Here is a 25,079-nt window from a genome sequence, read left to right on the forward strand (position 1 = left end):
AGGCGCAGACGGCGAGCGGCACCGTGTGCGCGGTGCGGGACCTGGTCAAGACCTACCCGGCGGCCCGGGGCCGGCGCGGCAGGCCCGCCACCCCCGAGGTGCGCGCCACCGACGGCATCAGCCTGGACGTCCGGCGCGGTGAGATCTTCGGACTGCTCGGACCCAACGGCGCAGGCAAGTCCACCCTCGTACGGCAGCTCACCGGGCTGATGCGGCCCGACTCCGGCAGCGTCGACATGCTCGGCCACGACCTCGTGCGCCATCCCGAGCGGGCCTCCCGGCTGATCGGCTACCTCGGCCAGGAGTCGACCGCGCTGGACGAGCTGACGGTGGCGCTCGCCGCCGAGACCACCGGACGGCTCCGCGGACTGCCGGTACGGGACGCCCGCGCCGAACGCGACGCCGTACTCGACGAACTCGGCCTCGCCGAACTCGCGGGCCGGCCCCTGAAGAAGCTCTCCGGCGGGCAGCGGCGGCTCGCGTGCGTCGCGGCCGCGCTGGTCGGTGAGCGGCCGGTGCTCGTCCTCGACGAGCCGACGACCGGCATGGACCCCGTCGCCCGGCGTGCCGTCTGGGCCGCCGTCGACCGGCGGCGGGCGGAGCGCGGCGCGACGGTGCTGCTGGTCACCCACAACGTCATCGAGGCCGAGACCGTCCTGGACCGGGTCGCCGTCATCGACCGGGGCAGGGTCATCGCCTGCGACACCCCGGCCGGGCTCAAGGAGCAGGTCGCCGGCGAGGTCAGGGTGGAGCTGGTGTGGCGCGAGCGGGCCCCGCTGGACGTGCCGGAGGTCGCGGCGCTGCGGGCGTCCGCGCAGGAGTCCGGACGCCGCTGGGTGCTGCGGCTCGGGCCCGACGAGGCGCGGGCGGCGGTCGCCGCGGTGACCGGCGGGGCGGCCTTCGCCGCGCTCGACGACTTCACCCTGGCGACGCCCAGCCTGGAGGATGTCTATCTGGCGCTCGGCGGCGGCGCGACCAAGGGACTGGTGAAGTCATGACCGCGATGCGTGCGACGAGCGGCGCGGCCGGAACGGACCGCTGCGGGCGGGCGGCCGGGCAGGGACCGAACAGGAGCAGCGCCAGGTGACGAGCATCGTTCGCGCGGAGGCGGTGTCCGGCCAGTCCGGGCAGCCGGTCCACTCCGGACCGTCGGGCAGGGCCGGCCGGGACGCTTTCGACGGCGGCCGGAACACGCAGGCCGCGGAGCTCGCCCCGAGGGCCCGGCTCTTCCCCTCGCTCGCGGCGGTCTACCGGGCCCAGCTCTCCCGGGCCAGGGTCGCCCGCATCCCGCTGCTCTTCGTGGCGACCTTCCAGTCCGTCGGGATCATGGTCCTGATGCGCGGGGTCGTCGACGGCGGCTCGGAGGCGCGGGCCGTCGTCGCCGGGTCCAGCGTCCTGGTCGTCGCCTTCGTCGCGCTGAACCTGCTCGCCCAGTACTTCGGGCAGCTCCGGGCCGGCGGCGGGCTCGACCACTACGCGACGCTGCCCGTGCCGCCCGCCGCCGTGGTGCTCGGGGCGGCCGGGGCGTACGCCTCCTTCACCGTGCCCGGCACCATCGTCACGGCGGTGGCCGGCAGTGTGCTCTTCGGGCTGCCGATGACCCACCTGTGGGTGCTCGTCGCCGTCATCCCGCTCTCCGGTGCGGCCCTCTCCGGGCTCGGCGCCGCGCTCGGGCTGCTGGCCCCCCGGCAGGAGCTGGCCACGCTGCTGGGACAGCTGGGCATGTCCGCGGCCCTGCTGCTGGGCGTGCTCCCGGCGAACCGGCTGCCGGAGCCGGTCGGCTGGGCGCGCGATCTGCTGCCTTCCACCTACGGGGTCGAGGCGCTCGCCCGCTCCTTCGACGCCCACCCCGACTGGGCCGTCGTCACCCTCGACCTGGCCGTCTGCGCCGTCGTGGGCGTGCTCTCGCTGGCCGTGGCGGCCTGGGCGTACCGCAGGGCAGCGGTCCGGTGAGGCGCGGCACAGGGACGCCTGGCACGATGGCACGGTGACAGCACCTCTGACGCCGCCGCACCAGCCCTCGCCGCACGAGCCGTGGCAGACGCCGCAGAAAGGGGGCGGCCCCGGCGGCTCCCGTCCCAGGAACCTGCTGGAGTCGCCGGAGGAACGGGATCTCCGTACGGACCTGCGCCGGGCCGGGATCGTCTGCGCGGCCGTGACGGTCGCCGGGGTAGCGCTCGGACTGCTGTGGCTGTGGCTGGCGCCCCGGGTGCCGCTGATCTCCGACAACACCGCCGTCTTCCTGAGCGACAGCGAGGGCGAGGAGGCGATCGGGGCCGACGGAACGTTCGCGCTGCTCGCGCTGGCGTTCGGTGCGGTCTCCGCGGCGCTGGCCTTCCTCTTCCACCGGCGGGGCGGGGTCGTGCTCGTCGTGGGCCTCGCGGTGGGCGGCGTGCTCGGCTCGGTGCTGGCGTGGCAGCTGGGGACCCGGCTCGGCCCGACCGACGACGTGGTCGCCCACGCCCGCGAGGTCGGCAAGGGCGTGATCTTCGACGCGCCGCTGGAGCTGCACGCGAAGGGGGCGTTGCTGGCCTGGTCGCTGGCGGCGATGGCCGTGCACCTGGGGTTGACGGCGATGTTCGGGCCACGCGATCCGGAGCCGGAGTGGGGGGTCTACCACGGGCCGGGAGGCGCGCCGGTCTACGGGGCCGGGCCTTCGCCGTCCGCCGGGTCTTCGCCGTCCGGGCCCACGCAGTCCGGGCCTTCGCCGTCCGCCGGGCCCACGCAGTCCGGGCCTCCGGCGCCCGAGCCGCCTGCGGGGTCGTAGCGGGGCGGGGCCCTGCCCCCGGCCGGACCAGGTCCTCGGTCGCCGCCGGGATCGATTCGGCCGGACTCGCGGACGGTCGGATTCGCCCGGACCGCTCGGGCCGGATCCACCCGGCCGGAGGGGGCGGGCCCGGCGGATCCAGCCCGTCCGGCGGTGGGGGACGGAACCGGTTCGCCCGGCACGTCGCGCCCCCGCGAGCCGTTACGCGCCCCGGCCGATCGGCGCGAACACCGCGCCCGTCAGGGACGCCAGGTCGGTCGGGGACAGTTCGACCTCCAGGCCGCGGCGCCCCGCCGAGACGCAGACCGTGGCGTGGTCCCGTGCCGACGCGTCCAGCACCGTGGGGAGCCGCTTGCGCTGGCCCAGCGGGGAGATGCCGCCCAGGACGTAGCCGGTGGTCCGCTCCGCCGCCGCCGGGTCCGCCATGGCCGCCCGCTTGCCGCCGACGGCCGTCGCCAGGGCCTTCAGGTCCAGGGAACCGGCGACCGGGACGACCGCGACCGTCAGCCGGCCGTCCACGTCGGCCACCAGGGTCTTGAACACCCGCTCGGGGGAGACGCCCAGCGCCTCCGCCGCCTCCCCGCCGTAGGAGGCGGCCGCCGGGTCGTGCTCGTAGGCGTGCACCGTGAAGGCCGTGCCGGCCGCGGTCAGCGCGACCGTGGCCGGGGTGGAGCCGGACTGGGGCTGCTTCTTCGGCTTCTTCGCCACGGGGGAGTGGCCCTCCGGTCGCTCAGTTGGGGTGGGTCGGGGCCCGGGTCAGCTCCACCGCGGGCAGCGACGGCAGGTGCCGGATGACGGCGGTCTCGGAACGCAGCAGTGTCAGCTCCTCGCGGAGCCGGGTCGCGGTGTCCGGGGCCTGGAGCAGCCGCTGCTTGGCGGGGATGTCCAGCACGGCGGCCGCGGCGACCAGGTACGAGATGACGGACGGGTCGTCGGGCAGGTCCGCACCGGTGGTGAGGGAGCGTTCGCTCGCGCCCGCCAGCCGCTTCTGGTAGCTCCGGAAGGCCCGCAGGACGCCCTCGGCGAGCGCGCCCGCGTCCTCGCCCGGGTCCTCCTCCAGCTCTTCGAGCTCGGCCGTCAGATACGGGCCGCCGGTGTCCACCGAGACCAGCCGGACCCGGGTGGTACCGGTCGCCAGGACCTCGAAGCTGCCGTCGGAGCGCTCCCGGATCTTCGCCGCGTCGGCGATACAGCCCACCCGGTGGAACGTCTGGACGGGGTCGGGGCCGAAGCCGTCCGCCGGGCCCCGCTCGACGGGAACGCGCCCGGGGTCCGGCATGCCGGTGCCCGTCGGAGCGGTCTCGCGGCCGTCGCGGATGGCGACCACGGCGAAGCGGCGCGGTTCGTCCTCATCGGTCTTCAGGAGTTCGCGCATCATGGCGCGGTAACGCTCCTCGAAGACGTTCAGCGGCAGCACGAGGCCGGGGAACAGCACCGCGTTCAGCGGGAACAGAGGCAGGCGAGCGGTGGTCACAACGGTCAAGCGTAATGGCCGTGGGCCCGTCCTCGGTCGGCCCGGTGTCGCAAGGGGGTCACAGATGCCACCTGGAGCCTGGTGCCGTCGCGTGCGTCGAGGAACCGGCCGAGCGGGTCGTCGGACACGGAGGACCAGGGGAACGACGCCGCGTGGGGCCCGATCCGCCGGAACTGTTCCAGCGCCTCGTCCCACCGCCTCCGTGCGACCAGCACGTACGCGAGCAGGTTGCGGACCTCGGCCGGCCACGGATCGCCCGGAGCGAACGCGGCGGAGAGCGAGATCGCCAGGTCCGCCGCCCGGTCGATCCGCTCCACCTGCACCGAGGTGGTCCGCACGTCCGGCCCCTCGGTCAGCACGGCGAAGGCCGCCCGCAGCGGCAGCGCCTGCACCAGGGAGCTGGGCAGCGAGTCCTCCGCGGCCCGCTCGGCGAAGTCGAAGCACTCGCGGTGCGAGCCGTACCAGGCGGCGGAGAGGTACTGGAGGGCGGCGACATGGCAGCCGTAGTGGTGCGTGGAGCGCTGTATGGCCTGCTCCCACAGCGCCTCGAACGTGGTGTGCGTGGCCCGGGTGCCGCGGGCGTGGTCGAGCGCGAGGCGCCAGGGCACCGGATCGCGCGGGTCGCACTCCGCGGCGGCCGTGATCATCGGCCCCACCTCGCGCAGCTGCTCCGCGCGGGCGGGCGACTCCCAGGCGCGCATCAGGGCGAGCTGGGCCTTGACGAGCAGCGCGTCGGGGTCGTGCGGGGCGGCGGCCAGCCAGTCGCCCAGCCAGCCGTCCCGGTTCCGGGCGAACGCCACGAGCCGCCTCAGATAGCGGTCCCGGCTCTCCCACTCGCCCGCGTCCCTGGTGGTGGCGAGCAGCTTCGCGGCCGGCCCGTACTCCCCGAGCGCGGCGGCGACCAGCGCGGGCGACAGCCGGTCGTCGGGGGCGTCGAGCATCACCGCATGGTCCGCGGGCAACCCGGTCGACAGTTCCGGGGTGTGCCGGATCATGCGCGCGGTACGGAGCAGAGCGCGGAGGAAAGGCATGGTGCAGACCATTGAAAAGCGCTGGTGGGAGCCGCGCCAGAGGGGTGCTGTGAAACTTTGGTGGCGAGTGGAAGGGTTGCCCCGCAGATAGCCAAGAAAGAGTAAAGGAAAATGTGGAATCTGGCCTGTTCTTGTCGTTGCGTGGGGTGTTCCGGGGGAGCGCCCGCCCGCAGCGGGCGTGGCGGCAGGGCTCCGTTCCGGCGCCCCTCCACCCGTTCATGGCGCGGGTGGAGGAGCGCCGGCCGGGGACGGCGGGGCCGTTGCGCGGTCAGTTCCGGCTCAGCAGCCGGGAGGCCCCTGCCGCGACGGTGGTGGCCAGTATCCAACCCAGCATGATCAGCGCGGCCGCCACCCACTGCCAGCCGCCCTTCATCAGCCAGTAGCCGTCCTGGCCGAGATTGATCACCGGCACCAGCAGATCCAGCGCGTACAGGGCCGGGTTCCACTCCGGATGCTCGCTCCCCTTGATCGACACCGGCTGGTAGCGCGAGAAGGCCACCGCTCCCGCCGCCCACAGCACCGCCATCCACACCGCGGCCCGCCCCGGCCGGTAGCCGTACGCCACCGTCCAGTCCTGGAGGTAGCCCCAGAGCTTCGCGGCGGGCGGCAGGGTCTCCCGGCGCCGCCGCTGCTTGGCGAGCAGCACCTCGCGGGCGTCCGCGTCCTCGCCGCTGTTGCGGAGCACCGCGGCCAGCCGCTCGTACGGCTCGGGCACGTACTCCGGGGTCGCCGCCGCCACCCACTCCAGGCGCCGGGAGAGCGGGAAGTGCCCGTACGGCACGAGGTTCTCGTAGACGAACCCGCCCATCGCCAGGCCGCCCGGACCCGGCCAGCTGGTCGACACGTCGATCAGCGTGACGATCTTCGCCCCGTTCAGCACCACCCGGCCCTGGGCCGGGCGCTCCGGGTTGAACCTCAGCTCCGGAGCCACTATCCGGCGCAGCGACAGCTCCTCGTGGCCGATCAGCACGAAGACGGCCTTGTGCAGATCGACGGCGTCCCCGAACCGCCCGTCGTCCAGCCGCACCCCGCCGCGGCACCGGAAGACCTGCGCACGGGTGCCGTGCGCGGGCGTCGGGGACAGGGTGATGCCGTAAGGGGGAGTGTTGCCCTGGTTCCCGGTGTCCACGCTGACCCAGGCCTCGCTCATGTACAGCGTCCGCTCCACGCTGAGCTGCGGGGCGTTCAGCGCGCGGAGCCCCTGCGTGGCCCGGAGCCGGCTGCCGCGCAGACTCAGCGAACCGCCCACCTTCGCCCCGCGCAGGCTCAGCTCGCCGAGCGTCTCGATCATCTCGGCCTGGAGGTCCTGGGCGACGGTGAGCCCGTCACCGATGAAGGCCCGGCCCTGCCGGTCGGGGCCGATGCCGATCTGGTTGATCAGCAGATCCGTGCCGATCTGCGCGTCCGTGAGGCGGATGCCGCGCTCGACCCGGCAGCGCGGCAGATGGAGATCGCCCTCGGTGTGCAGCCGGGCCGCGTCCAGCCGGGGGATCGCGCACCCGACCATCCGCAAGGTCGTGAAGTGGCACTCGGGGAGCACCACCTCCTGCTCGAATCGGCAGTCGGTCAGCTCCACGTACGGCTCCACCCGGCCGCCCGCGAGATCCAGCTTCCCGGTGATCCGTACGCCCCGGAGCTTCAGCGCGGCCACCCGGCCGGGCCTGGCCTTGGGGCCGCTCAGCAGCAGCCGGGCGACGACCCGGGCGTCCACACTGCGTTCGAGGCCCCAGGCGAGCGGGGCGAACGGATCGTTGAGGGCCGCGTCGCGGGCACGCAGATCGTAGGTGGTCCCGTTCCTGAACGACTGCCACATGCCCAGCTCGGCCGCGCTGAGGTCGTCCGGAAAATCCCCGTCGTGCGGTTCGGTCACCGACGCCCCTTTCACTCGGAGCTTTGGGCCGACCAGCACATCGGGGGTCGGTCCGTAGTCCCGTTATTCCCTCTGAGTGACCGAATGAACGCTAATAGTCAGCCGTGACAGCGACGGTATGTATCAGCCAGTGATACGGGCGTCCGGGCCTCTCGGGCGGTCTGAGAGAATTGGGAGGTGATCTCTCGAATCGATCTGCGCGGCGATGCCCTCCCCGAGGGCGGCGCCCTGCGCGACCTGCTGCCCCGTGCCGAGTTCGACGTGGAAGCCGCTCTGGAAACGGTGCGGCCCATCTGCGAGGACGTACGCCATCGCGGCTCCGCGGCAGTGATCGACTGGGGGGCGAAATTCGACGGGGTACGGATCGGCTCGATCCGGGTCCCGGCCGAGGCGATCGGGGACGCGCTGGAGCGGCTCGACCCCGCCGTGCGCGCCGCCCTGGAGGAGTCGGTCCGCCGCGCCCGCCTCGTCCACCACGAGCAGCGCCGCACCACGCACACCACCCAGGTGGTCCCCGGCGGCACCGTCACCGAGAAGTGGGTGCCGGTCGAGCGCGTCGGGCTGTACGTGCCGGGCGGGCGCTCGGTCTATCCGTCCTCCGTCGTGATGAACGTGGTCCCCGCCCAGGAGGCGGGCGTCGAGGGCATCGCCGTCGCGTCCCCGCCGCAGAAGGAGTTCGGCGGACTGCCGCACCCCACGATCCTGGCCGCCTGCGCCCTGCTCGGCGTCGACGAGGTCTACGCCGCCGGCGGCGCCCAGGCCGTCGCGATGTTCGCGTACGGCACCGAGGACTGCCTGCCCGTGAACCTCGTCACCGGCCCCGGCAACATCTACGTCGCCGCCGCCAAGCGCCTCCTCAAGGGCCGCATCGGCATCGACGCCGAGGCCGGCCCCACCGAGATCGCGATCCTCGCCGACGCGACCGCCGACCCGGTGCACGTCGCCGCCGACCTGATCAGCCAGGCCGAGCACGACCCGATGGCCGCCGCGGTGCTGGTGACCGACTCGGAGGAGCTCGCCGCCGCCACGGAGGCGGAACTGAAGCCGCAGGTCGCCGCGACCAAGCACGTCACAGAGCGGATCGAACCCGCGCTGGCCGGCCGCCAGTCCGCGATCGTCCTGGTCGACGACCTGGAGGACGGCCTCAAGGTCGTCGACGCGTACGCCGCGGAGCACCTGGAGATCCAGACCGCCGACGCCCCGGCCGTCGCGGACCGGGTCCGCAACGCCGGAGCGGTCTTCGTCGGCCCCTGGTCCCCGGTCTCGCTCGGCGACTACTGCGCCGGCTCCAACCACGTACTGCCCACCGGCGGCTGCGCCTGCCACTCCTCCGGACTGTCCGTGCAGTCCTTCCTGCGCGGCATCCACATCGTCGACTACACCCGCGACGCACTGGCCGAGGTCACCCACCACGTCGTGACGCTCGCCGAGGCGGAGGACCTCCCCGCGCACGGCGCCGCGCTGAAGGCCCGGTTCGGCTGGAAGGTCCCGCAGCAGTGAACGACAGCACCACGCGCAACGACAGCACCACGCGCAACGCCTGGGACGACCTCCCGATCCGCGACGAACTGCGCGGCCAGTCCCCGTACGGAGCGCCCCAGCTCGACGTACCGGTCCGGCTGAACACCAACGAGAACCCGTACCCGCTCCCCGAGGCGCTGGTCGACCGGATCGCGGAGCGGGTCCGCGAGGCCGCCCGTGACCTCAACCGCTACCCCGACCGGGAAGCCGTCGAGCTCCGCACCGAGCTGGCCCGCTACCTCAGCCGCACCGCCGGGCACCAGGTCGGCCGCGCCAACGTCTGGGCGGCCAACGGCTCCAACGAGGTGCTCCAGCAGCTGCTGCAGACCTTCGGCGGCCCCGGCCGCACCGCGATCGGCTTCGAGCCCTCGTACTCCATGCACGCCCTCATCGCCCGGGGCACCGGAACCGGCTGGATCTCCGGGCCGCGCAACGAGGACTTCACCATCGACGTGGACGCGGCCCGCGAGGTCATCGCCCGGGAGCGTCCCGACGTCGTCTTCATCACCTCGCCCAACAACCCCACCGGCACCGCCGTCGACGCCGCCAGCGTCCTCGCGCTGTACGACGCCGCGCAGGCCGCGAAGCCGTCGATGGTCGTGGTCGACGAGGCGTACGGCGAGTTCAGCCACCACGCCTCACTGCTCCCGCTGATCGAGGGCCGCCCCCGCATGGTGCTCTCGCGCACCATGTCGAAGGCGTTCGGCGCCGCCGGACTGCGGCTCGGCTACCTCGCCGCCGACCCCGCCGTCGTCGACGCGGTCCAGCTGGTGCGGCTCCCGTACCACCTGTCCTCCGTCACCCAGGCCACCGCGCTCGCCGCCCTGGAGCACACCGATACGCTCCTCGGGTACGTGGACCGGCTCAAGAGCGAACGCGACCGGATCGTCACCGGGCTGCGCGCCCAGGGCTTCGACGTCACCGACTCGGACGCCAACTTCGTCCAGTTCGGCCGCTTCGCCGACAGCCACACCGCCTGGCAGCACATCCTCGACCGGGGCGTCCTGGTCCGGGACAACGGCGTACCGGGATGGCTGCGGGTCTCCGCGGGGACCCCGGCAGAGAACGACGCGTTCCTCGATGCGGTACGCGAACTCAAGAAGGAGCACGACGCATGACTCGCGAGGCCCGCGTAGGAAGAGTGGAGCGGACCACCAAGGAAACCTCCGTGCTCGTCGAGATCAACCTCGACGGCAGCGGCAAGGTCGATGTCGCGACCGGGGTCGGCTTCTACGACCACATGCTCGACCAGCTCGGCCGCCACGGACTGTTCGACCTCACGGTCAAGACCGACGGCGACCTGCACATCGACTCGCACCACACCATCGAGGACACCGCCCTCGCGCTCGGCGCCGCCTTCAAGCAGGCCCTCGGCGACAAGGTGGGCATCTACCGCTTCGGCAACTGCACCGTCCCGCTGGACGAGTCGCTCGCCCAGGTCACCGTCGACCTCTCCGGCCGCCCGTACCTGGTGCACACCGAGCCCGAGAACATGGCGCCGATGATCGGCGAGTACGACACGACGATGACCCGGCACATCCTGGAGTCGTTCGTCGCCCAGGCGCAGATCGCCCTGCACGTCCACGTGCCGTACGGGCGCAACGCCCACCACATCGTGGAGTGCCAGTTCAAGGCGCTCGCCCGTGCCCTGCGTTACGCCAGCGAGCACGACCCGCGCGCGGCCGGAATCCTCCCCTCCACGAAGGGCGCGCTGTGACCGGCCTCAACACCATCCTGATCCTGGTCGGCCTCTTCCTGGCCGGCGGGGTCTACTCCTTCTCGAAGCAGGGCATGCCCAAGGGCGTCATCGTGCTGCTCTCCATCGGATCCCTGATGTGCCTGGTCGCGGGCGTCATGCGGATCCAGGGACTCTGGGACTAGGGGCGCCGCGTGGACACCAAGAAGAAGGTCGTCGTCTTCGACTACGGCTTCGGCAACATCCGCTCCGCGGAGCGCGCCCTCGCCCGGGTCGGCGCCGAGGTCGAGATCACCCGCGACTTCGACACGGCGATGAACGCCGACGGGCTGCTGGTGCCCGGCGTCGGCGCGTTCTCCGCCTGCATGGAGGGGCTGAAGAAGGCCCGCGGCGAATGGATCATCGGCCGCAGGCTGGCCGGCGGGCGCCCCGTCATGGGCATCTGCGTCGGCATGCAGATCCTCTTCGAGCGCGGCATCGAGCACGGCGTGGAGACCGAGGGGCTCGACGAGTGGCCGGGCACCGTGGGCCCGCTCAAGGCCGACGTCGTCCCGCACATGGGCTGGAACACCGTCGAGTCCCCGGAGGACTCCCGGCTGTTCGCCGGACTCGACCCCGAGGCCCGGTACTACTTCGTGCACTCGTACGCCGCGCACGACTGGTCCCTCGAAGTCACCAACGCCAACATCCGCGCCCCCAGGGTCACCTGGGCCACGCACGGCGAACGGTTCGTGGCGGCCGTGGAGAACGGCGCGCTGTGGGCCACCCAGTTCCACCCCGAGAAGTCCGGCGACGCCGGCGCCCAGCTGCTGACCAACTGGATCGAGACGCTGTAATGCCGAAGCTTGAACTGCTCCCCGCCGTAGACGTGCGCGACGGCCAGGCGGTACGCCTGGTGCACGGCGAGTCCGGCTCGGAGACCTCCTACGGCTCCCCGCTGGAGGCCGCGCTCGCCTGGCAGCGCTCCGGCGCCGAGTGGCTGCACCTGGTCGACCTGGACGCCGCCTTCGGCACCGGCGACAACCGCGCCCTCATCGCCGAGGTGGCCGGCGCCATGGACATCAAGGTCGAGCTGTCCGGCGGCATCCGCGACGACGCCACGCTCGCCGCCGCCCTCGCCACCGGCTGCCGCCGCGTCAACCTCGGCACCGCCGCCCTGGAGACCCCGGAATGGGTCGCCAAGGTCATCGCGGAGCACGGCGACAAGATCGCCGTCGGCCTGGACGTGCGCGGCACCACCCTGCGCGGCCGCGGCTGGACCCGCGACGGCGGTGACCTCTACGAGACGCTGGAGCGCCTCGACTCCGAGGGCTGCGCCCGCTACGTCGTCACCGACATCGCCAAGGACGGCACGCTCCAGGGCCCCAACCTGGGTCTGCTGCGGGATGTCTGCGCGGCCACGGAGCGCCCCGTCGTCGCCTCGGGCGGAGTCTCCTCCCTCGACGACCTGCGGGCGATCTCCCTGCTCGTCCCCGAAGGCGTCGAGGGCGCGATCGTCGGCAAGGCGCTGTACGCCGAGGCGTTCACGCTGGAAGAGGCACTGAAGGCGGTCGGCGCATGACCGACTCCGTCGAGCGCGTCTCCTCCGGCGGCCCCTGGGAGGAGAAGATCGGCTGCTCCCGCGCCGTCGAGCTGCCGAGCGGGCTGGTCCTGGTGTCCGGGTGCACCTCCGTGGTCGGCGGCCAGATCGCCGCCGGCGGCCCCTACGAGCAGGCCGTCACCTCCTTCGAGGCCGCCTTCGAGGCGCTGAAGGAGCTGGGCCTGGGCCGCGAGGACGTCGTCCGTACCCGCATGTACATCACCCACGCCCGGGACGTGGAGGAGATCGGCCGTGCGCACAAGGAGCTGTTCGACGACGTCCGGCCCGCCGCCTCCATGATCATCGTGTCCGGCTTCATCGACCCGAGCCTGGTCGTCGAGGTCGAGGTAGAGGCCTACCGGGCAGGTGCGCGATGACGCTGGCGGTGCGTGTCATCCCCTGCCTCGACGTGGACAAGGGCCGCGTCGTCAAGGGCGTCAACTTCCAGAACCTGCGCGACGCCGGTGACCCCGTGGAGATGGCGAAGCTGTACGACGCAGAGGGCGCCGACGAGCTGACCTTCCTCGACATCACCGCCTCCAGCGGCGACCGCGAGACGACCTACGACGTGGTGCGCCGCACCGCGGAGCAGGTCTTCATCCCGCTCACCGTCGGCGGCGGCGTCCGCACCGCGGACGACGTGGACAAGCTGCTGCGGGCCGGCGCGGACAAGGTCGGCGTCAACACCGCGGCCATCGCCCGGCCGGAGCTGATCCGGGAGATCGCGGAGCGCTTCGGCCGGCAGGTCCTGGTGCTCTCCGTGGACGCCCGGCGCACCCCCGGCGGGACCTTCGAGGTCACCACGCACGGCGGCCGCAAGGGCACCGGCATCGACGCCGTCGAGTGGGCGCACCGCGCCGCCGAGCTCGGCGCGGGCGAGATCCTGCTCAACTCGATGGACGCCGACGGCACCAAGGACGGCTACGACACCGAGATGATCGCGGCCGTACGCGGACACGTGAGCGTCCCCGTCATCGCGTCCGGCGGCGCGGGCCGGCTCGCGGACTTCGCGCCGGCCGTCGGCGCGGGAGCCGACGCGGTCCTCGCCGCGTCCGTCTTCCACTTCGGTGATCTGCGGATCTCCGAGGTCAAGGGCGCTCTCCGGGAGGCCGGCCACCCGGTCCGCTGAACCCCGTCCACCCAGCTCTCTCAGACGCCACCGGCCTTGCGGGCCGGTGGCGTCTCCATGTGTGCCGCCGCGACAGGCCCGAGTTTCGCAACATTTATTGCGCAACAGATATTGCGCAAGGTTTCTTTTCTATCTACCGTGGAGGCATGGCAAGCAACGAATCACGCAGGGTGTCCGACCTCGGGACGCTCAAGGCGTTCGGGCACCCGCTGCGGATGAAGCTCTACCGGGCGCTCTACATCGCCCGGCAGGCCACCGCCTCCCAGCTCGCGGAACAGGTCGACGAACAGGTCTCACTCGTCAGCTACCACCTGCGCAAGCTCGCCGACCACGGCCTGATCGAAGCGGCCGACGGACCCGGCAGGGACGGCCGTGAGCGCTGGTGGCAGCCCGCCTCGAAGGGGCTCCGCTTCCACGACGAGGACTTCAGCGACGCGCCGGAGAAGGCCGCCACCCACACCGCCGTCAGCCGGCTCTCGTTCGACCAGCACATCGAGCTGTACCGCCGCTTCCTGGACGCGTACCGGAGCTGGACACCCCCGTGGCGCAAGAGCTCCTTCACCTCCGAGTACCTGGCCCGGCTGAACCCCGAGGAGCTCTCCTCGCTCGAACGCGAGCTGCACGAGGTCATCAACCGGTACGAGGAGCGGGGCCGCGCCCGCGACGAGGCCGGCGACACGGAGAACCGCGAGAACGTCGCCCTGCACCTGTACGGATTCCCGTTCCGGACCTGACCCGGCCACCCGAGAGGACCCGCCCCGTGACCGCCACGCTCACACCCCCAGAGGCTCCGGTACGCCCCGCCCACCGCGACGGCAACGTGCTGCGCTGGCTCGGCGCCTACACCGCGTCCACGATCGGGGACAGCGTCTACTACATGGCCCTCGCCTGGGCCGCCGCCCGCACCGGAAGCGCCTCCCAGACCGGCCTCGTGCTCGCCGTCGGCTCCATACCCAGGGCCCTGCTGCTGCTCGGCGGGGGAGTCCTCGCGGACCGGTTCGGGCCGCGCCGCGTCGTGGTCGTCAGCGACACCGCCCGCTGTCTCGTCATCCTCGGCCTGGCCGGGACACTGCTCCTCACCTCGCCCACGGTGTGGATGCTGATCGCCGTCGCCCTGGTCTTCGGCGCCGCCGACGCCCTCTTCCTGCCCGCCGTCGGAGCCATGCCGCCGAGGATCACCGCCGCCGGACAGCTCGCCCGGGTCCAGGGGATGCGCGGCCTCGCCACCCGGACCGCGACCGTGGTGGGCGCCCCGCTCGGCGGTGTCGCCGTGGCCATCGGCGGCCCGGTCCTCGCCTTCGCCGCGGCCGGTGTGCTCTTCGCCCTCTCGCTGCCGCTGCTGCTCGCCGTACGGATGCGCCCGCTGCCGGTGGCGGACGCCGCCGAGGCCGCACCCCCCGGCACCGCCTGGCGCGAACTCGCCGACGGGGTGCGTCACATCCGCCGCCACCCGCTGCTCGGACCGCTGATGCTCGTTGTCGCCGTCAGCGAGCTGGGCTTCGTCGGACCGCTCAACCTGGGCCTGATCCTGCTCAGCGAGGAGCGCGGCTGGGGCGCCTCCGGCATGGGCTGGGTCATCGCCGCCTTCGGCATCGGCGCGGGCGCCTCCGCCCTGCTCCTCGCCGTGCGCGGCCGGGTCCCCAGGGCGGGGCTCACCATGTGCCTCACCGTACTGACCGGCGCGGTCGCCATCGGCGCCCTGGCGTACGCACCCTCGGTACCCCTCGCGGCCGGTGTCGCGCTCCTCGTCGGGCTCTTCGCGGGCCTGGGCGGCGCCCTGTGCGGAGCCCTCATCCAGACCGCCGCCGACCCCGCCTACCTGGGCCGCGTCACTTCGGTCTCGACGCTCTTCACCCACGCGCTCTCGCCGCTCAGCTACCCGGTCACCGGCGTGGCCGTCGCCCTCTGGGGCACCGGCCCGGTCTTCGTCGCCAGCGCCTCGCTCTGCGGGGCGGGGGCGGTGATGGGCCTGCTGCCCCGCGCGCTGCGCCGCGCCGAACTGCCGCGCTGACCGCACGAGCCCGGCATGGTCCAGACGCGAGGCCTACATCCCGAGCTTCGCCGTCGTCACCCGGGCGATCGCGTCCTGGTCGCCCTCCAGCTCCACCCGCGCGGCGTCCTGCCGCCCGAACGCGAACAGCAGCAGCTCGCCCGGCTCACCGGTCACCGTCACCACCGGGGTGCCCTTGTGCGCGACCGCGGTCTGGCCGTTGGGGCGGCGCAGCACCAGACCCACCGGCGCCTTGCGCCCCAGCATCCGGGCCGCCTTCTCGGTACGCGACCACAGGACATCGGCGAAGACCGGGTCCAGCTCCCGCGCCGTCCAGTCGGGCCGGGCCCGGCGCACGTCCTCCGTATGGACGTAGAACTCCACGGTGTTGGCGGCCTCGTCCAGCTGCTTCACGCCGAACGGGGACATCCGCGGCGGCCCCGTACGGATGAGCTGGATCAGCTCCTCGTACGGCTTTGAGGTGAACTCGTCTCTGATCCGCTCGCTCCGGCTCTTCAGCGGGCCGATCACCAGCCCGGCCGCCGCGTCGGGCCTGCGCTCCCGCACCACCACATGGGCCGCCAGATCCCGGGCCGTCCAGCCGTGGCAGAGGGTCGGGGCCTCCGGGCCCGCCCCCTCCAACAGATCGGCAAGCAGAAGTCGTTCGCGCTTCGCATGGGTCGACATGTCCGCCAGCGTACGACCGGTGTCCAGCGTCCGCCCAGTGGACGCCCGCCCGGACGGCCCTCCCGGCCACGGCACAATGGGGACATGACCAGCTCGCCCACGCCCGGCACCCCACCGCCCGCCAGCGGCCTGGACCCCGCCGTCGCCGCCCGCCTCAAGCGCGGCGCCGACGGACTCGTCCCGGCCATCGCCCAGCAGTACGACACCGGCGAGGTGCTGATGCTCGGCTGGATGGACGACGAGGCGCTGCACCGCACGCTGACCACCGGCCGCTGCACCTACTGGTCGCGCAGCCGCCAGGAGTACTGGGTCAAGGGCGACACCTCCGGCCACATCCAGCAGGTCAAGTCCGTGGCGCTGGACTGCGACGCCGACACCGTTCTCGTCCGGGTCGACCAGACGGGTGCCGCCTGCCACACCGGCGACCGCACCTGTTTCGACGCCGACGTCCTCCCGCTCGGACAGTAGGGTCAGCCGCCATGGACTTCGACACCTTCCGGAAGCTGGCCATCGACCGGCGCGTCATCCCCGTCACCCGCCGGCTCCTCGCGGACGGTGACACGCCGGTCGGCCTCTACCGCAAGCTCGCGGGCGAGCGCACCGGAACCTTCCTCCTGGAATCCGCGGAGAACGGCCGGACCTGGTCGCGCTACTCCTTCATCGGGGTACGCAGCGCCGCCACGCTCACCGCCCGCGACGGCGAGGCCCACTGGCTGGGCACCCCTCCGGTCGGCGTCCCGGTCGACGGCGACCCGCTCCAGGCCCTGCGCGCCACCATCGAGACCCTGCACACCCCGCACGAGCAGGAGTCCGGACTGCCGCCCTTCACCGGCGGCATGGTCGGCTACCTCGGCTACGACATCGTGCGCCGACTGGAGAAGATCGGCGAGAGCGGGGGCGACGACCTCGGGCTCCCCGAGCTGACCATGCTGCTCACCTCCGACCTCGCCGTCCTCGACCACTGGGACGGCAGCGTCCTGCTCATCGCCAACGCGATCAACCACAACGACCTGGCCACCGGAGTCGACGAGGCCTACACCGACGCGGTGGCCCGGCTCGACGCCATGGAGCGGGACCTGAGCCGCCCCGTCGACAACGCCCCCGCCGCCCTGCCGCCCTCCGAGCTCCCGCCCTACACCGCGCTGTGGGGCGGCAAGGCCTACCAGGACGCCGTCGAGGACGTGAAGGAGCGGATCAGGGCCGGCGAGGCCTTCCAGGTCGTCCCCTCCCAGCGCTTCGAAACGCCGTGCACGGCAAGCGCGCTGGACGTCTACCGGGTGCTGCGCGCCACCAACCCCTCGCCGTACATGTACCTCTTCCGGTTCGACGGCTTCGACGTCGCGGGCTCCAGCCCCGAGGCGCTCGTCAAGGTCGAGGACGGCCGCGCGATGGTCCACCCGATCGCCGGGACCCGGCACAGGGGCGCCACCCCGCAGGAGGACCAGGCCCTCGCGGAGGAGCTGCTGGCCGACCCGAAGGAGCGCGCCGAGCACCTGATGCTCGTCGACCTCGGCCGCAACGACCTGGGACGGGTCTGCGAGCCCGGCAGCGTCGAGGTCGTCGACTTCATGTCGGTCGAGCGCTACTCGCACGTGATGCACATCGTCTCCACCGTCACCGGCCGCGTCGCCGAGGGCCACACCGCCTTCGACGTCCTCACCTCCTGCTTCCCCGCGGGCACCCTCTCCGGCGCCCCGAAACCGCGCGCCATGCAGATCATCGAGGAGCTCGAACCCACCCGCCGAGGGCTGTACGGCGGCTGCGTCGGCTACCTCGACTTCGCCGGGGACTCCGACACGGCCATCGCCATCCGCACCGCCCTGCTGCGCGACGGAACGGCATACGTCCAGGCCGGGGCGGGGGTCGTCGCGGACTCCGATCCGGTCGCGGAGGACACCGAGTGCCGCAACAAGGCCGCGGCGGTGCTGCGCGCCGTCCACACGGCCAACCGCCTCGGCGGCGCGTGAGCGCCCGACGGCGCGGCCGGGGCGCGCGGGCGGGGCTCGATCTCACACCCCCCGTGTGCCCGTAACTCCGGGGCGGTAGGGGATAGTGGGGTACGTGAGTGCTGTCCCCGTACCCCAGCCCCGTGCCGAAGCCGTCTCCGCGCCCGACAGCGCGGGGAGCCGCCGAAGCCTGGCCGCCGGCCTGCTCCTCGGGGCAGCCGGCGCCACCGTCGTCCTCCTCGCGTCCGGGCAGACCTGGGCCCGGGGCCGGGCCTCCGTCGGCGGCGGCGCCCTGCCGCTGAGCGCCGACGGACAGGACGTCACCGGCGTCCCGGCCGCCCTCGCCATCGTCGGCCTGGCCGCCCTCGTCGCCGTCTTCGCCGTCCGCAGCGGCGGCCGGCTGCTCGTCGCGGGGCTGCTGGCCCTCAGCGGGTTCGGCGCCGCGCTGAGCGCCTTCCTCGGCGCCTCCGACAGCGCCGCGCTCGACGAACAGGCAGCCAGGAGCACCGGCGACACCGCCGCCACCATCGGCGCCCTCAGCCACACCGCCTGGCCCTACGTGACCGCGGCCGGCGGGCTGCTGATCCTGCTCGCCGGGCTGCTCGCCCTGCGCTACGGCAGGCGCTGGCCCACCATGTCCGGGCGGTACGAGCGCGACGGCACCCCGCGCCCCCGCAAGACCGCCCCCAAGGCCCTGGACCCCGACCGGCCCGAGGACCTGTGGAAGGCCCTGGACCGCGGCGTGGACCCGACGCGCGAGGCATGACCCCCCAGCTCACGTCCGGTCCGCACGTACGGGACAATGGGCCGAGCTCACAGCACAGCGGCACCCACAGCGGCACCGGCTCTGCGCACAGCGACACCGAGCGATACCAACAGCGCAACACCAACGAGGAGCAACTCATGGCGGGCAGCAGCCACGGACACACCCCGGCCGCCTGGACCGGTGTCATCATCTCGTTCATCGGCTTCTGCATCGCAGGCGTCTTCATGGTCGCGGCCAACCCGCTCGGCTTCTGGGCCGGTATCGCCGTCACCGTCATCGGCGGGATCGTCGGGCTCGCGATGAAGGCCGCCGGTCTCGGCATGCCGAAGGAGTCGGCGGAGCTGGCCCAGGCCAGGGCCCGCGCCGGGCAGGCACAGACCTCCTGACCCCCTCCGCGGGACGTACGCACGCGAGGCGCGGCCCGGATCGGGCTGCGCCTCTCCGCGTCAGCGGCGACAATCACCGGGTGGACGCTTCGCCCTCTCCAGCCGCCCCGCCGACGCCGGGCCACCGCCCCGCGCCCGGCGCCCCCGGCCACCGGCCCGCACCCGACGGCCCCGAGCCGCCGTCAGGGCCGCCCGCGGCGCCCGGCGGCCACCTGCCCGCGACCGCTCCGCCCGCAGGGCAGCCGGACCCCTTCCCGCCGGTCCGCCCGCCGGCGCCCGCCCCCGCCTCACGGCTGCGGCGGACCGCCGCCCCGGCCGGGGTCATGGCGGGCGTCCTCGCGGCCTTCGCCCTGGTCGGCTCGGTCGACCCCAACGAGCCGGGCCACTACCCGGTCTGCCCGCTGCTCCGCTTCACCGGCATCTACTGCCCCGGCTGCGGCGGGCTGCGCAGTGCCTACGCGGTCGCCCACGGCGACCTCGGGACGGCGTTCGGCTCCAACGCCCCCGCCGTCATCGGCTACGGGATCTTCGCCGTGGTCTGGGTCCTCTGGATGGTCCGCGCGGCAGCCGGGAAGCCCGCCCGGTTCACGCCGCGGCCCGTCCACTGGTGGGCGATCGGAGCCGTCCTGCTGATCTTCACCGTCGTTCGGAACCTGCCGTTCGGATCGGCGCTGGCACCGTGAACACCCGGATACCGGGCCACGTGAATGCCCAGGTAGTGGGACATTCGTCCGCCGGATGCGGGCCCATCGGCCTCCTGCGGATACCATCGGCATGGCTGATCCTGTTCTCTTGTCACCGTCCCGGAAGGGGGCCGATCGCGTGAGTGTGCTCGACGAGATCATCGACGGCGTACGCGCCGACCTCGCGGAGCGGCAGGCGCGCGTCAGCCTCGATGAGCTGAAGGAGCGCGCGGCGCGCGCTCCCCAGGCGAAGGACGGAGTCGCCGCCCTGCGTGGCGAGGGCGTGACCGTCATCTGCGAGGTAAAGCGCTCCAGCCCCTCCAAGGGGGCCCTTGCCGCCATCGCCGACCCGGCCGCACTGGCCGCGGACTACGAGGCGGGCGGCGCCTCCGTCATCTCGGTCCTCACCGAGGAGCGCCGCTTCGGCGGTTCGCTCGCCGACCTGGAGGCCGTCCGCGCCAAGGTCGACATCCCGGTCCTGCGCAAGGACTTCATCGTCACCTCCTACCAGCTGTGGGAGGCGCGGGCGTACGGCGCCGACCTCGTCCTGCTGATCGTCGCCGCCCTCGACCAGGAGGCGCTGGTCTCCCTGATCGAGCGCGCCGAGTCCATCGGCCTGACGCCGCTGGTCGAGGTGCACGACGAGGAGGAGGCGGAGCGCGCGGTCGACGCCGGCGCCCGGATCATCGGCGTCAACGCGCGCAACCTGAAGGACCTCAAGGTCGACCGCTCCACCTTCGAGCGGGTCGCCCCCGAGATCCCCGACCACATCGTCAAGATCGCGGAGTCCGGTGTCCGGGGCCCGCACGACCTCATCGCCTACGCCAACGCCGGCGCGGACGCCGTGCTGGTCGGCGAGTCCCTGGTCACCGGCCGCGACCCGCGGGTCGCCGTCGCCGACCTGGTCGCCGCGGGCGCCCACCCGGCCCTCCGGCACGGACGGGGCTGACCTCACCCGTGTCCGCTGACCGTTCCGCGCCCCGCGTCCGGCCGGGCCTGCGCCCCGCCGCGGCCACCGGCCGGGACCCGCACGCGCCGCTGGCCCGCGGCTGCCGCCCCCGCGGCTGCCGCGCCCCCGCGCGCCGCGTGCACGGCCGGCGGGTGCGGTACGTGATCGGTGACGAACCCGGCCAGGTCAACGGCATGCGATGGCGCACGGGGTCCGCGCAGTAGAGCGAGCCCCGGCCGTCGCACCCACCGCCCTCCGGCGGAACCGCACGACCCGCACCGCCCGGCCCCCGGCCGAGGCGGCGCCTCGCTCACGGCGCAATACGGTGAATCCACGCATCCACCCCATGCCATGCCGAGGAGCACGTCGAGATGTCGTCCGACTTCTTCATTCCGGACCCGGAGGGTCTGATCCCCAGCGCCGAGGGGTACTTCGGCGCGTACGGCGGAAAGTTCATCCCGGAGGCGCTCGTCGCCGCCGTGGACGAGGTCGCCGTCGAGTACGACAAGGCGAAGGCCGACCCGGCGTTCGCCGCCGAGCTCAACGAGCTCATGGTCAACTACACCGGCCGCCCCAGCGCGCTGACCGAGGTGCCGCGCTTCGCCGAGCACGCCGGCGGCGCCCGGATCTTCCTCAAGCGCGAGGACCTCAACCACACCGGCTCGCACAAGATCAACAACGTGCTGGGCCAGGCGCTCCTCACCCGGCGCATGGGCAAGACCCGGGTCATCGCCGAGACCGGGGCCGGCCAGCACGGCGTCGCCACCGCGACCGCCTGCGCCCTCTTCGGCCTCGACTGCACCATCTACATGGGCGAGATCGACACCGAGCGCCAGGCGCTGAACGTGGCGCGGATGCGGATGCTCGGCGCCGAGGTCATCGCCGTGAAGTCCGGCTCCCGCACCCTCAAGGACGCCATCAACGAGGCGTTCCGCGACTGGGTCGCCAACGTGGACCGCACGCACTACCTCTTCGGTACCGTCGCCGGCCCGCACCCCTTCCCTGCCATGGTCCGCGACTTCCACCGCGTCATCGGCGTCGAGGCCAGGCGGCAGATCCTGGAACGGACCGGCCGGCTGCCGGATGCCGCGGTCGCCTGCGTCGGCGGCGGCTCCAACGCCATCGGCCTCTTCCACGCCCTCATCCCGGACGCGGACGTCCGCCTCATCGGCTGCGAGCCGGCCGGGCACGGGGTGGAGACCGGCGAGCACGCGGCGACCCTCACCGAGGGCGAGCCCGGCATCCTGCACGGCTCGCGCAGCTACGTCCTCCAGGACGAGGAGGGCCAGATCACCGAGCCGTACTCCATCTCGGCCGGTCTGGACTACCCGGGCATCGGCCCGGAGCACGCCTACCTGAAGGACATCGGCCGCGGCGAGTACCGCGCGGTCACCGACGACGCGGCCATGCAGGCGCTGCGGCTGCTCTCCCGCACCGAGGGGATCATCCCGGCCATCGAGAGCGCGCACGCGCTGGCCGGTGCCCTGGAGGTCGGCAAGGAGCTCGGCAAGGACGGCCTGATCCTGGTCAACCTGTCCGGCCGGGGCGACAAGGACATGGACACGGCGGCCCGGTACTTCGGGCTGTACGAGACCGACACCGCCGTCGAGGCGGACGCGGCCGGCCACGGCGCCGAGATCGAGGGGGACGCCAAGTGAGCGGCAACATCGAGCTGTTGGACACCACCCTCGCCGCGGCCAAGGCCGAGGACCGGGCGGCGCTGATCGCGTACCTGCCCGCCGGGTTCCCGACCGTCGACGGCGGTATCGAGGCCGTCAAGGCGGCGGCCGCCGGCGGCGCCGACGTCATCGAGGTGGGCCTGCCGCACAGCGACCCGGTGCTCGACGGCCCGGTCATCCAGACCGCCGACGACATCGCGCTGCGCGGCGGCGTGAAGATCGCCGACGTGATGCGCACGGTCCGCGAGGCGTACGAGGCCACCGGGATCCCGATCCTGGTCATGACGTACTGGAACCCGATCGACCGGTACGGCGTCGAGCGCTTCACCGCCGAGCTGGCAGAGGCGGGCGGCGCCGGGTGCATCCTGCCCGACCTGCCGGTCCAGGAGTCCGCCCTGTGGCGCGAGCACGCGGCCAAGCACGGTCTCGCGACCGTCTTCGTCGTCGCGCCCAGCAGCAAGGACGAGCGCCTCGCCACCATCACGGCGGCCGGTTCCGGATTCGTCTACGCCGCCTCGCTGATGGGCGTCACCGGCACCCGCGTCTCGGTCGGGGAGCAGGCAGAGGACCTGGTGCGGCGCACCCGCGCCACCACCTCCACCCCGGTCTGCGTCGGCCTCGGCGTCTCCAACGCGGACCAGGCCGCCGAGGTCGCCGGGTTCGCGGACGGGGTCATCGTCGGTACCGCCTTCGTCAAGTGCATGCTGGAGGCGCCCGACGAGGCGGCCGGCCTGGCGGCCGTCCGCTCACTGGCGGCCGATCTGGCCGAAGGTGTTCGAAAGCGCTGATACCGGGCGTCACCCGAATGGGTGGACCTGGGACCGGGGAGGCACGCGAGTGCCTCCCCGGTTCGTTGCTGCGGTGTGAGCGAGAAGAACCAAGAGGGAAAAAGGGCCGCGCGAGACCGGCTGATCCAGCAGCGCGAGCAGCTGAAGGCGCGAGAGCGCCGTCGCCGCACGCTGATCGTCTCGACCGCCGTGGTGGGTGTGCTCGCCCTGGCCGCCGTCGTCGGCGTGATCGCCGCCAACAGCGGCGGGAAGGGCAGCAAGGACAAGGCGTCGGGTCCCGCCGTCGCACCGTCGGGCGCTACCGGCAAAGACAGCCTCGCCATCCAGGTGGGAGCGGACGACGCACCGTCCACGCTCACGATCTGGGAGGACTTCCGCTGCCCCGTCTGCGCCCAGTTCGAGAACGCGTTCCGGGACACGATCCATCAGCTGGAGCAGAGCAAGCAGCTCAAGGTCGAATACCACCTCGCCACGCTGATCGACGGCAATCTCGGCGGCGCCGGCTCCCTCAAGGCCGCCAACGCCGCGGCCTGCGCCCAGGACGCGGGCAAGTTCTCCGCGTACCACGACATCCTGTACCGCAACCAGCCGCAGGAGGCCGACGACGCCTTCGGCGACAACAAGAAGCTGATCGACCTGTCCAAGAAGGTCGACGGGCTCGACACGCCCGCCTTCCGCGGCTGCGTGGAGGACGGCACGCATGACGGCTGGGTCCAGAAGTCCGACAAGGCGTTCCGCGAGGGCGGCTTCCAGGGCACGCCGACGGCGCTGCTCAACGGTCAGTCGATCTTCCCCAAGAAGGGGAACGAGCCGATCACCGTCGCCAACCTGAAGAAGTGGGTCGCGGAGGCCAACAAGGGCAAGGGGAAAGGCACGGCCACCCCCGCCCCGTCGGGGTCCTGAACGGCGGATACCCGGGGAATCGATGACCGGCTCGTTACCCAGAAGTTGTCGGGCGGGTTGCCGCACCTCCCGCCCGGCAAGGTAGCGTCGACCCTGCCATGGACCTTGCCTACATTCCCAGCCCGTCGACCGGCGTGATCGATCTCGGCCCGATCCCGCTTCGCGGCTACGCGTTCTGCATCATCATCGGTGTGTTTGTCGCCGTCTGGCTCGGCAACAAGCGCTGGATCGCCCGAGGGGGCAGAGCCGGCACGGTTGCCGACATCGCCGTCTGGGCGGTGCCCTTCGGCCTGGTCGGCGGGAGGCTCTACCACGTCATCACCGACTACCAGCTGTACTTCAGCGACGGTGAGGACTGGGTCGACGCCTTCAAGATCTGGCAGGGCGGCCTCGGGATCTGGGGTGCGATCGCGCTCGGCGCGGTCGGTGCCTGGATCGGCTGCCGCCGCCGGGGGATCCCGCTGCCCGCCTGGGCCGACGCGCTCGCCCCCGGTATCGCCGTGGCCCAGGCCTGCGGCCGCTGGGGCAACTGGTTCAACCAGGAGCTGTACGGCCGGCAGACCGACGTCCCGTGGGCGCTGAAGATCAGCGAGGGCCCGAACCGGGCGGCGGGCACGTACCACCCGACGTTCCTGTACGAGTCGCTGTGGTGCATCGGCGTGGCCCTCCTGGTGATCTGGGCGGACCGCCGGTTCAAGCTCGGGCACGGACGGGCGTTCGCGCTGTACGTCGCGTCCTACTGCGCGGGCCGCGCGTGGATCGAGTACATGCGGGTCGACGAGGCCCACCACATCCTGGGCCTGCGCCTGAACGTGTGGACCGCGCTGATCGTGTTCGTACTGGCGGTCGTCTACATGGTGATCTCGGCGAAGGTGCGGCCGGGCCGCGAGGAGATCGTCGAGCCGGAGGAGCCGAAGGCTCCGGAGGCGTCCGACTCGGTTGAGGGCCAGGCCGCGGAAGCCGGTGACGCGAAGTCCGAGGAAGCGAAATCCGAGGACGCGAAGTCCGGTGAGGCGAAGTCCGAGGACGCGGCGGTCGAGTCCGATGCCGCGGCCGGGTCCGAGCCGTCGAAGACGAAGGACGCGGCGGAGACGGCCAAGGGCTGACGCCGGCACCATCACGCCGAGGGGCCGCCGGACCATCCGGCGGCCCCTCGGCGTCTGTCGTTGTGCGCCACGACCCCCGTCGCCGGGTGCCCTCGATCGCCGGACGGGCTCGGATGTGCCGTCTGAGGC

At 72.9% G+C, this 25,079-nt stretch carries 29 protein-coding genes; 24 read left to right on the forward strand and 5 right to left on the reverse strand.

Features of this window, described 5'->3' with window-relative positions; genetic code table 11:
• Window positions 1–23 precede the first annotated feature (23 nt).
• From ACIP89_RS05255 to ACIP89_RS05265, 3 genes are all read left to right on the forward strand, one after another.
• Window positions 24–998, forward strand: a complete 975-nt coding sequence (locus ACIP89_RS05255; protein WP_401923715.1) for an ABC transporter ATP-binding protein — start codon at window positions 24–26, stop codon at window positions 996–998.
• Between the two features lie 85 nt (window positions 999–1,083).
• On the forward strand, window positions 1,084–1,953 hold the full coding sequence (locus tag ACIP89_RS05260; RefSeq protein ID WP_401922974.1) for an ABC transporter permease: 870 nt from the start codon (window positions 1,084–1,086) through the stop codon (window positions 1,951–1,953).
• 34 nt (window positions 1,954–1,987) lie between these two features.
• Window positions 1,988–2,767, forward strand: coding sequence for an ABC transporter permease (locus ACIP89_RS05265; RefSeq protein ID WP_402113082.1), 780 nt, complete (start codon window positions 1,988–1,990; stop codon window positions 2,765–2,767).
• A gap of 201 nt (window positions 2,768–2,968) precedes the next feature.
• Here the strand turns inward: ACIP89_RS05265 and ybaK are convergent, their stop codons facing one another.
• The 4 genes from ybaK to ACIP89_RS05285 all read right to left on the reverse strand — a co-directional run bounded on the left by ybaK (window position 2,969) and on the right by ACIP89_RS05285 (window position 7,142).
• Window positions 2,969–3,475, reverse strand: a complete 507-nt coding sequence (gene ybaK / locus ACIP89_RS05270; RefSeq protein ID WP_401922979.1) for a Cys-tRNA(Pro) deacylase — start codon at window positions 3,473–3,475, stop codon at window positions 2,969–2,971.
• Between the two features lie 22 nt (window positions 3,476–3,497).
• Complete coding sequence (locus ACIP89_RS05275; protein WP_401925509.1) at window positions 3,498–4,241, reverse strand: LON peptidase substrate-binding domain-containing protein; 744 nt, start codon at window positions 4,239–4,241, stop codon at window positions 3,498–3,500.
• Between the two features lie 5 nt (window positions 4,242–4,246).
• Window positions 4,247–5,284 carry a hypothetical protein gene (locus tag ACIP89_RS05280; RefSeq protein ID WP_401922983.1) on the reverse strand — a complete coding sequence of 346 codons (1,038 nt, stop codon included), beginning with the start codon at window positions 5,282–5,284 and terminating at the stop codon, window positions 4,247–4,249.
• 256 nt (window positions 5,285–5,540) lie between these two features.
• A complete protein-coding gene (locus ACIP89_RS05285; protein WP_401922985.1) occupies window positions 5,541–7,142 on the reverse strand; it encodes an oxidoreductase in 1,602 nt (533 codons plus the stop codon).
• A gap of 177 nt (window positions 7,143–7,319) precedes the next feature.
• Between ACIP89_RS05285 and hisD the strand changes: the two genes are divergently transcribed.
• The 10 genes from hisD to ACIP89_RS05335 all read left to right on the forward strand — a co-directional run bounded on the left by hisD (window position 7,320) and on the right by ACIP89_RS05335 (window position 15,078).
• Window positions 7,320–8,642, forward strand: a complete 1,323-nt coding sequence (gene hisD, locus ACIP89_RS05290; RefSeq protein ID WP_402113084.1) for a histidinol dehydrogenase — start codon at window positions 7,320–7,322, stop codon at window positions 8,640–8,642.
• Window positions 8,639–9,781, forward strand: coding sequence for a histidinol-phosphate transaminase (locus ACIP89_RS05295; RefSeq protein WP_401922990.1), 1,143 nt, complete (start codon window positions 8,639–8,641; stop codon window positions 9,779–9,781). The genes hisD and ACIP89_RS05295 overlap by 4 nt, the downstream gene beginning before the upstream one ends.
• Window positions 9,778–10,380, forward strand: coding sequence for an imidazoleglycerol-phosphate dehydratase HisB (gene hisB, locus ACIP89_RS05300; protein ID WP_219570702.1), 603 nt, complete (start codon window positions 9,778–9,780; stop codon window positions 10,378–10,380). The genes ACIP89_RS05295 and hisB overlap by 4 nt, the downstream gene beginning before the upstream one ends.
• Window positions 10,377–10,544, forward strand: a complete 168-nt coding sequence (locus tag ACIP89_RS05305; RefSeq protein ID WP_199884395.1) for a hypothetical protein — start codon at window positions 10,377–10,379, stop codon at window positions 10,542–10,544. The genes hisB and ACIP89_RS05305 overlap by 4 nt, the downstream gene beginning before the upstream one ends.
• Window positions 10,545–10,553: 9 nt before the next feature.
• Window positions 10,554–11,195, forward strand: a complete 642-nt coding sequence (hisH, locus tag ACIP89_RS05310) for an imidazole glycerol phosphate synthase subunit HisH (RefSeq protein WP_024492678.1) — start codon at window positions 10,554–10,556, stop codon at window positions 11,193–11,195.
• A complete protein-coding gene (gene priA / locus ACIP89_RS05315) occupies window positions 11,195–11,920 on the forward strand; it encodes a bifunctional 1-(5-phosphoribosyl)-5-((5-phosphoribosylamino)methylideneamino)imidazole-4-carboxamide isomerase/phosphoribosylanthranilate isomerase PriA (protein WP_401922993.1) in 726 nt (241 codons plus the stop codon). The genes hisH and priA overlap by 1 nt, the downstream gene beginning before the upstream one ends.
• A complete protein-coding gene (locus ACIP89_RS05320; RefSeq protein ID WP_402113087.1) occupies window positions 11,917–12,315 on the forward strand; it encodes a RidA family protein in 399 nt (132 codons plus the stop codon). The genes priA and ACIP89_RS05320 overlap by 4 nt, the downstream gene beginning before the upstream one ends.
• Complete coding sequence (gene hisF / locus ACIP89_RS05325; protein ID WP_401922997.1) at window positions 12,312–13,067, forward strand: imidazole glycerol phosphate synthase subunit HisF; 756 nt, start codon at window positions 12,312–12,314, stop codon at window positions 13,065–13,067. The genes ACIP89_RS05320 and hisF overlap by 4 nt, the downstream gene beginning before the upstream one ends.
• Before the next feature lie 146 nt (window positions 13,068–13,213).
• On the forward strand, window positions 13,214–13,801 hold the full coding sequence (locus ACIP89_RS05330) for an ArsR/SmtB family transcription factor (protein ID WP_401922999.1): 588 nt from the start codon (window positions 13,214–13,216) through the stop codon (window positions 13,799–13,801).
• A 26-nt stretch (window positions 13,802–13,827) separates the two neighbouring features.
• Window positions 13,828–15,078, forward strand: coding sequence for an MFS transporter (locus tag ACIP89_RS05335; RefSeq protein ID WP_402113090.1), 1,251 nt, complete (start codon window positions 13,828–13,830; stop codon window positions 15,076–15,078).
• Between the two features lie 33 nt (window positions 15,079–15,111).
• Here ACIP89_RS05335 and ACIP89_RS05340 read toward each other — a convergent pair whose 3' ends face one another.
• Window positions 15,112–15,744, reverse strand: a complete 633-nt coding sequence (locus ACIP89_RS05340) for a TIGR03085 family metal-binding protein (protein ID WP_401923003.1) — start codon at window positions 15,742–15,744, stop codon at window positions 15,112–15,114.
• Window positions 15,745–15,828: 84 nt separating this feature from the next.
• Here ACIP89_RS05340 and hisI point away from each other — a divergent pair, with 84 nt between their 5' ends.
• The 11 genes from hisI (at window position 15,829) to lgt (ending at window position 24,950) form a co-directional block, all read left to right on the forward strand.
• Window positions 15,829–16,212 (forward strand): phosphoribosyl-AMP cyclohydrolase, encoded by a 384-nt coding sequence (gene hisI, locus ACIP89_RS05345; protein ID WP_390090469.1) that lies wholly within the window; start codon window positions 15,829–15,831, stop codon window positions 16,210–16,212.
• An 11-nt stretch (window positions 16,213–16,223) separates the two neighbouring features.
• A complete protein-coding gene (locus tag ACIP89_RS05350) occupies window positions 16,224–17,711 on the forward strand; it encodes an anthranilate synthase component I (RefSeq protein ID WP_402113093.1) in 1,488 nt (495 codons plus the stop codon).
• An 85-nt stretch (window positions 17,712–17,796) separates the two neighbouring features.
• Window positions 17,797–18,456, forward strand: a complete 660-nt coding sequence (locus ACIP89_RS05355; RefSeq protein ID WP_401925524.1) for a TIGR02234 family membrane protein — start codon at window positions 17,797–17,799, stop codon at window positions 18,454–18,456.
• Between the two features lie 137 nt (window positions 18,457–18,593).
• Window positions 18,594–18,842, forward strand: coding sequence for an HGxxPAAW family protein (locus ACIP89_RS05360; protein ID WP_123471445.1), 249 nt, complete (start codon window positions 18,594–18,596; stop codon window positions 18,840–18,842).
• Between the two features lie 80 nt (window positions 18,843–18,922).
• Window positions 18,923–19,525 carry a DUF2752 domain-containing protein gene (locus ACIP89_RS05365; RefSeq protein WP_402113096.1) on the forward strand — a complete coding sequence of 201 codons (603 nt, stop codon included), beginning with the start codon at window positions 18,923–18,925 and terminating at the stop codon, window positions 19,523–19,525.
• A 139-nt stretch (window positions 19,526–19,664) separates the two neighbouring features.
• Complete coding sequence (gene trpC, locus ACIP89_RS05370) at window positions 19,665–20,474, forward strand: indole-3-glycerol phosphate synthase TrpC (RefSeq protein WP_401923012.1); 810 nt, start codon at window positions 19,665–19,667, stop codon at window positions 20,472–20,474.
• An 8-nt stretch (window positions 20,475–20,482) separates the two neighbouring features.
• A complete protein-coding gene (trpM, locus tag ACIP89_RS05375) occupies window positions 20,483–20,698 on the forward strand; it encodes a tryptophan biosynthesis modulator TrpM (protein WP_393614625.1) in 216 nt (71 codons plus the stop codon).
• A gap of 147 nt (window positions 20,699–20,845) precedes the next feature.
• Entirely contained in the window at window positions 20,846–22,132 is a 1,287-nt protein-coding gene (trpB, locus tag ACIP89_RS05380) for a tryptophan synthase subunit beta (RefSeq protein WP_401923014.1), read from the forward strand.
• Window positions 22,129–22,941 carry a tryptophan synthase subunit alpha gene (gene trpA, locus ACIP89_RS05385; RefSeq protein WP_402113099.1) on the forward strand — a complete coding sequence of 271 codons (813 nt, stop codon included), beginning with the start codon at window positions 22,129–22,131 and terminating at the stop codon, window positions 22,939–22,941. The genes trpB and trpA overlap by 4 nt, the downstream gene beginning before the upstream one ends.
• A 75-nt stretch (window positions 22,942–23,016) precedes the next feature.
• Complete coding sequence (locus ACIP89_RS05390; RefSeq protein ID WP_402113102.1) at window positions 23,017–23,844, forward strand: thioredoxin domain-containing protein; 828 nt, start codon at window positions 23,017–23,019, stop codon at window positions 23,842–23,844.
• A gap of 98 nt (window positions 23,845–23,942) precedes the next feature.
• Window positions 23,943–24,950, forward strand: a complete 1,008-nt coding sequence (lgt, locus tag ACIP89_RS05395) for a prolipoprotein diacylglyceryl transferase (protein WP_402113105.1) — start codon at window positions 23,943–23,945, stop codon at window positions 24,948–24,950.
• The last annotated feature ends 129 nt before the right edge of the window (window positions 24,951–25,079 follow it).

Source organism: Streptomyces sp. NPDC088730, assembly GCF_044751215.1.
Classification (GTDB): Bacteria; Actinomycetota; Actinomycetes; order Streptomycetales; family Streptomycetaceae; genus Streptomyces.

Bases quoted from the DNA above. Each gene is read 5' to 3' on its own strand.
- ACIP89_RS05280 (WP_401922983.1), bottom strand. From the start codon at position 5,284: ATGGTCTGCACCATGCCTTTCCTCCGCGCTCTGCTCCGTACCGCGCGC.
- hisB (WP_219570702.1), top strand. From the start codon at position 9,778: ATGACTCGCGAGGCCCGCGTAGGAAGAGTGGAGCGGACCACCAAGGAA.
- priA (WP_401922993.1), top strand. From the start codon at position 11,195: ATGCCGAAGCTTGAACTGCTCCCCGCCGTAGACGTGCGCGACGGCCAG.
- ACIP89_RS05320 (WP_402113087.1), top strand. From the start codon at position 11,917: ATGACCGACTCCGTCGAGCGCGTCTCCTCCGGCGGCCCCTGGGAGGAG.
- hisF (WP_401922997.1), top strand. From the start codon at position 12,312: ATGACGCTGGCGGTGCGTGTCATCCCCTGCCTCGACGTGGACAAGGGC.
- ACIP89_RS05330 (WP_401922999.1), top strand. From the start codon at position 13,214: ATGGCAAGCAACGAATCACGCAGGGTGTCCGACCTCGGGACGCTCAAG.
- ACIP89_RS05340 (WP_401923003.1), bottom strand. From the start codon at position 15,744: ATGTCGACCCATGCGAAGCGCGAACGACTTCTGCTTGCCGATCTGTTG.
- hisI (WP_390090469.1), top strand. From the start codon at position 15,829: ATGACCAGCTCGCCCACGCCCGGCACCCCACCGCCCGCCAGCGGCCTG.
- ACIP89_RS05350 (WP_402113093.1), top strand. From the start codon at position 16,224: ATGGACTTCGACACCTTCCGGAAGCTGGCCATCGACCGGCGCGTCATC.
- ACIP89_RS05360 (WP_123471445.1), top strand. From the start codon at position 18,594: ATGGCGGGCAGCAGCCACGGACACACCCCGGCCGCCTGGACCGGTGTC.
- trpB (WP_401923014.1), top strand. From the start codon at position 20,846: ATGTCGTCCGACTTCTTCATTCCGGACCCGGAGGGTCTGATCCCCAGC.
- lgt (WP_402113105.1), top strand. From the start codon at position 23,943: ATGGACCTTGCCTACATTCCCAGCCCGTCGACCGGCGTGATCGATCTC.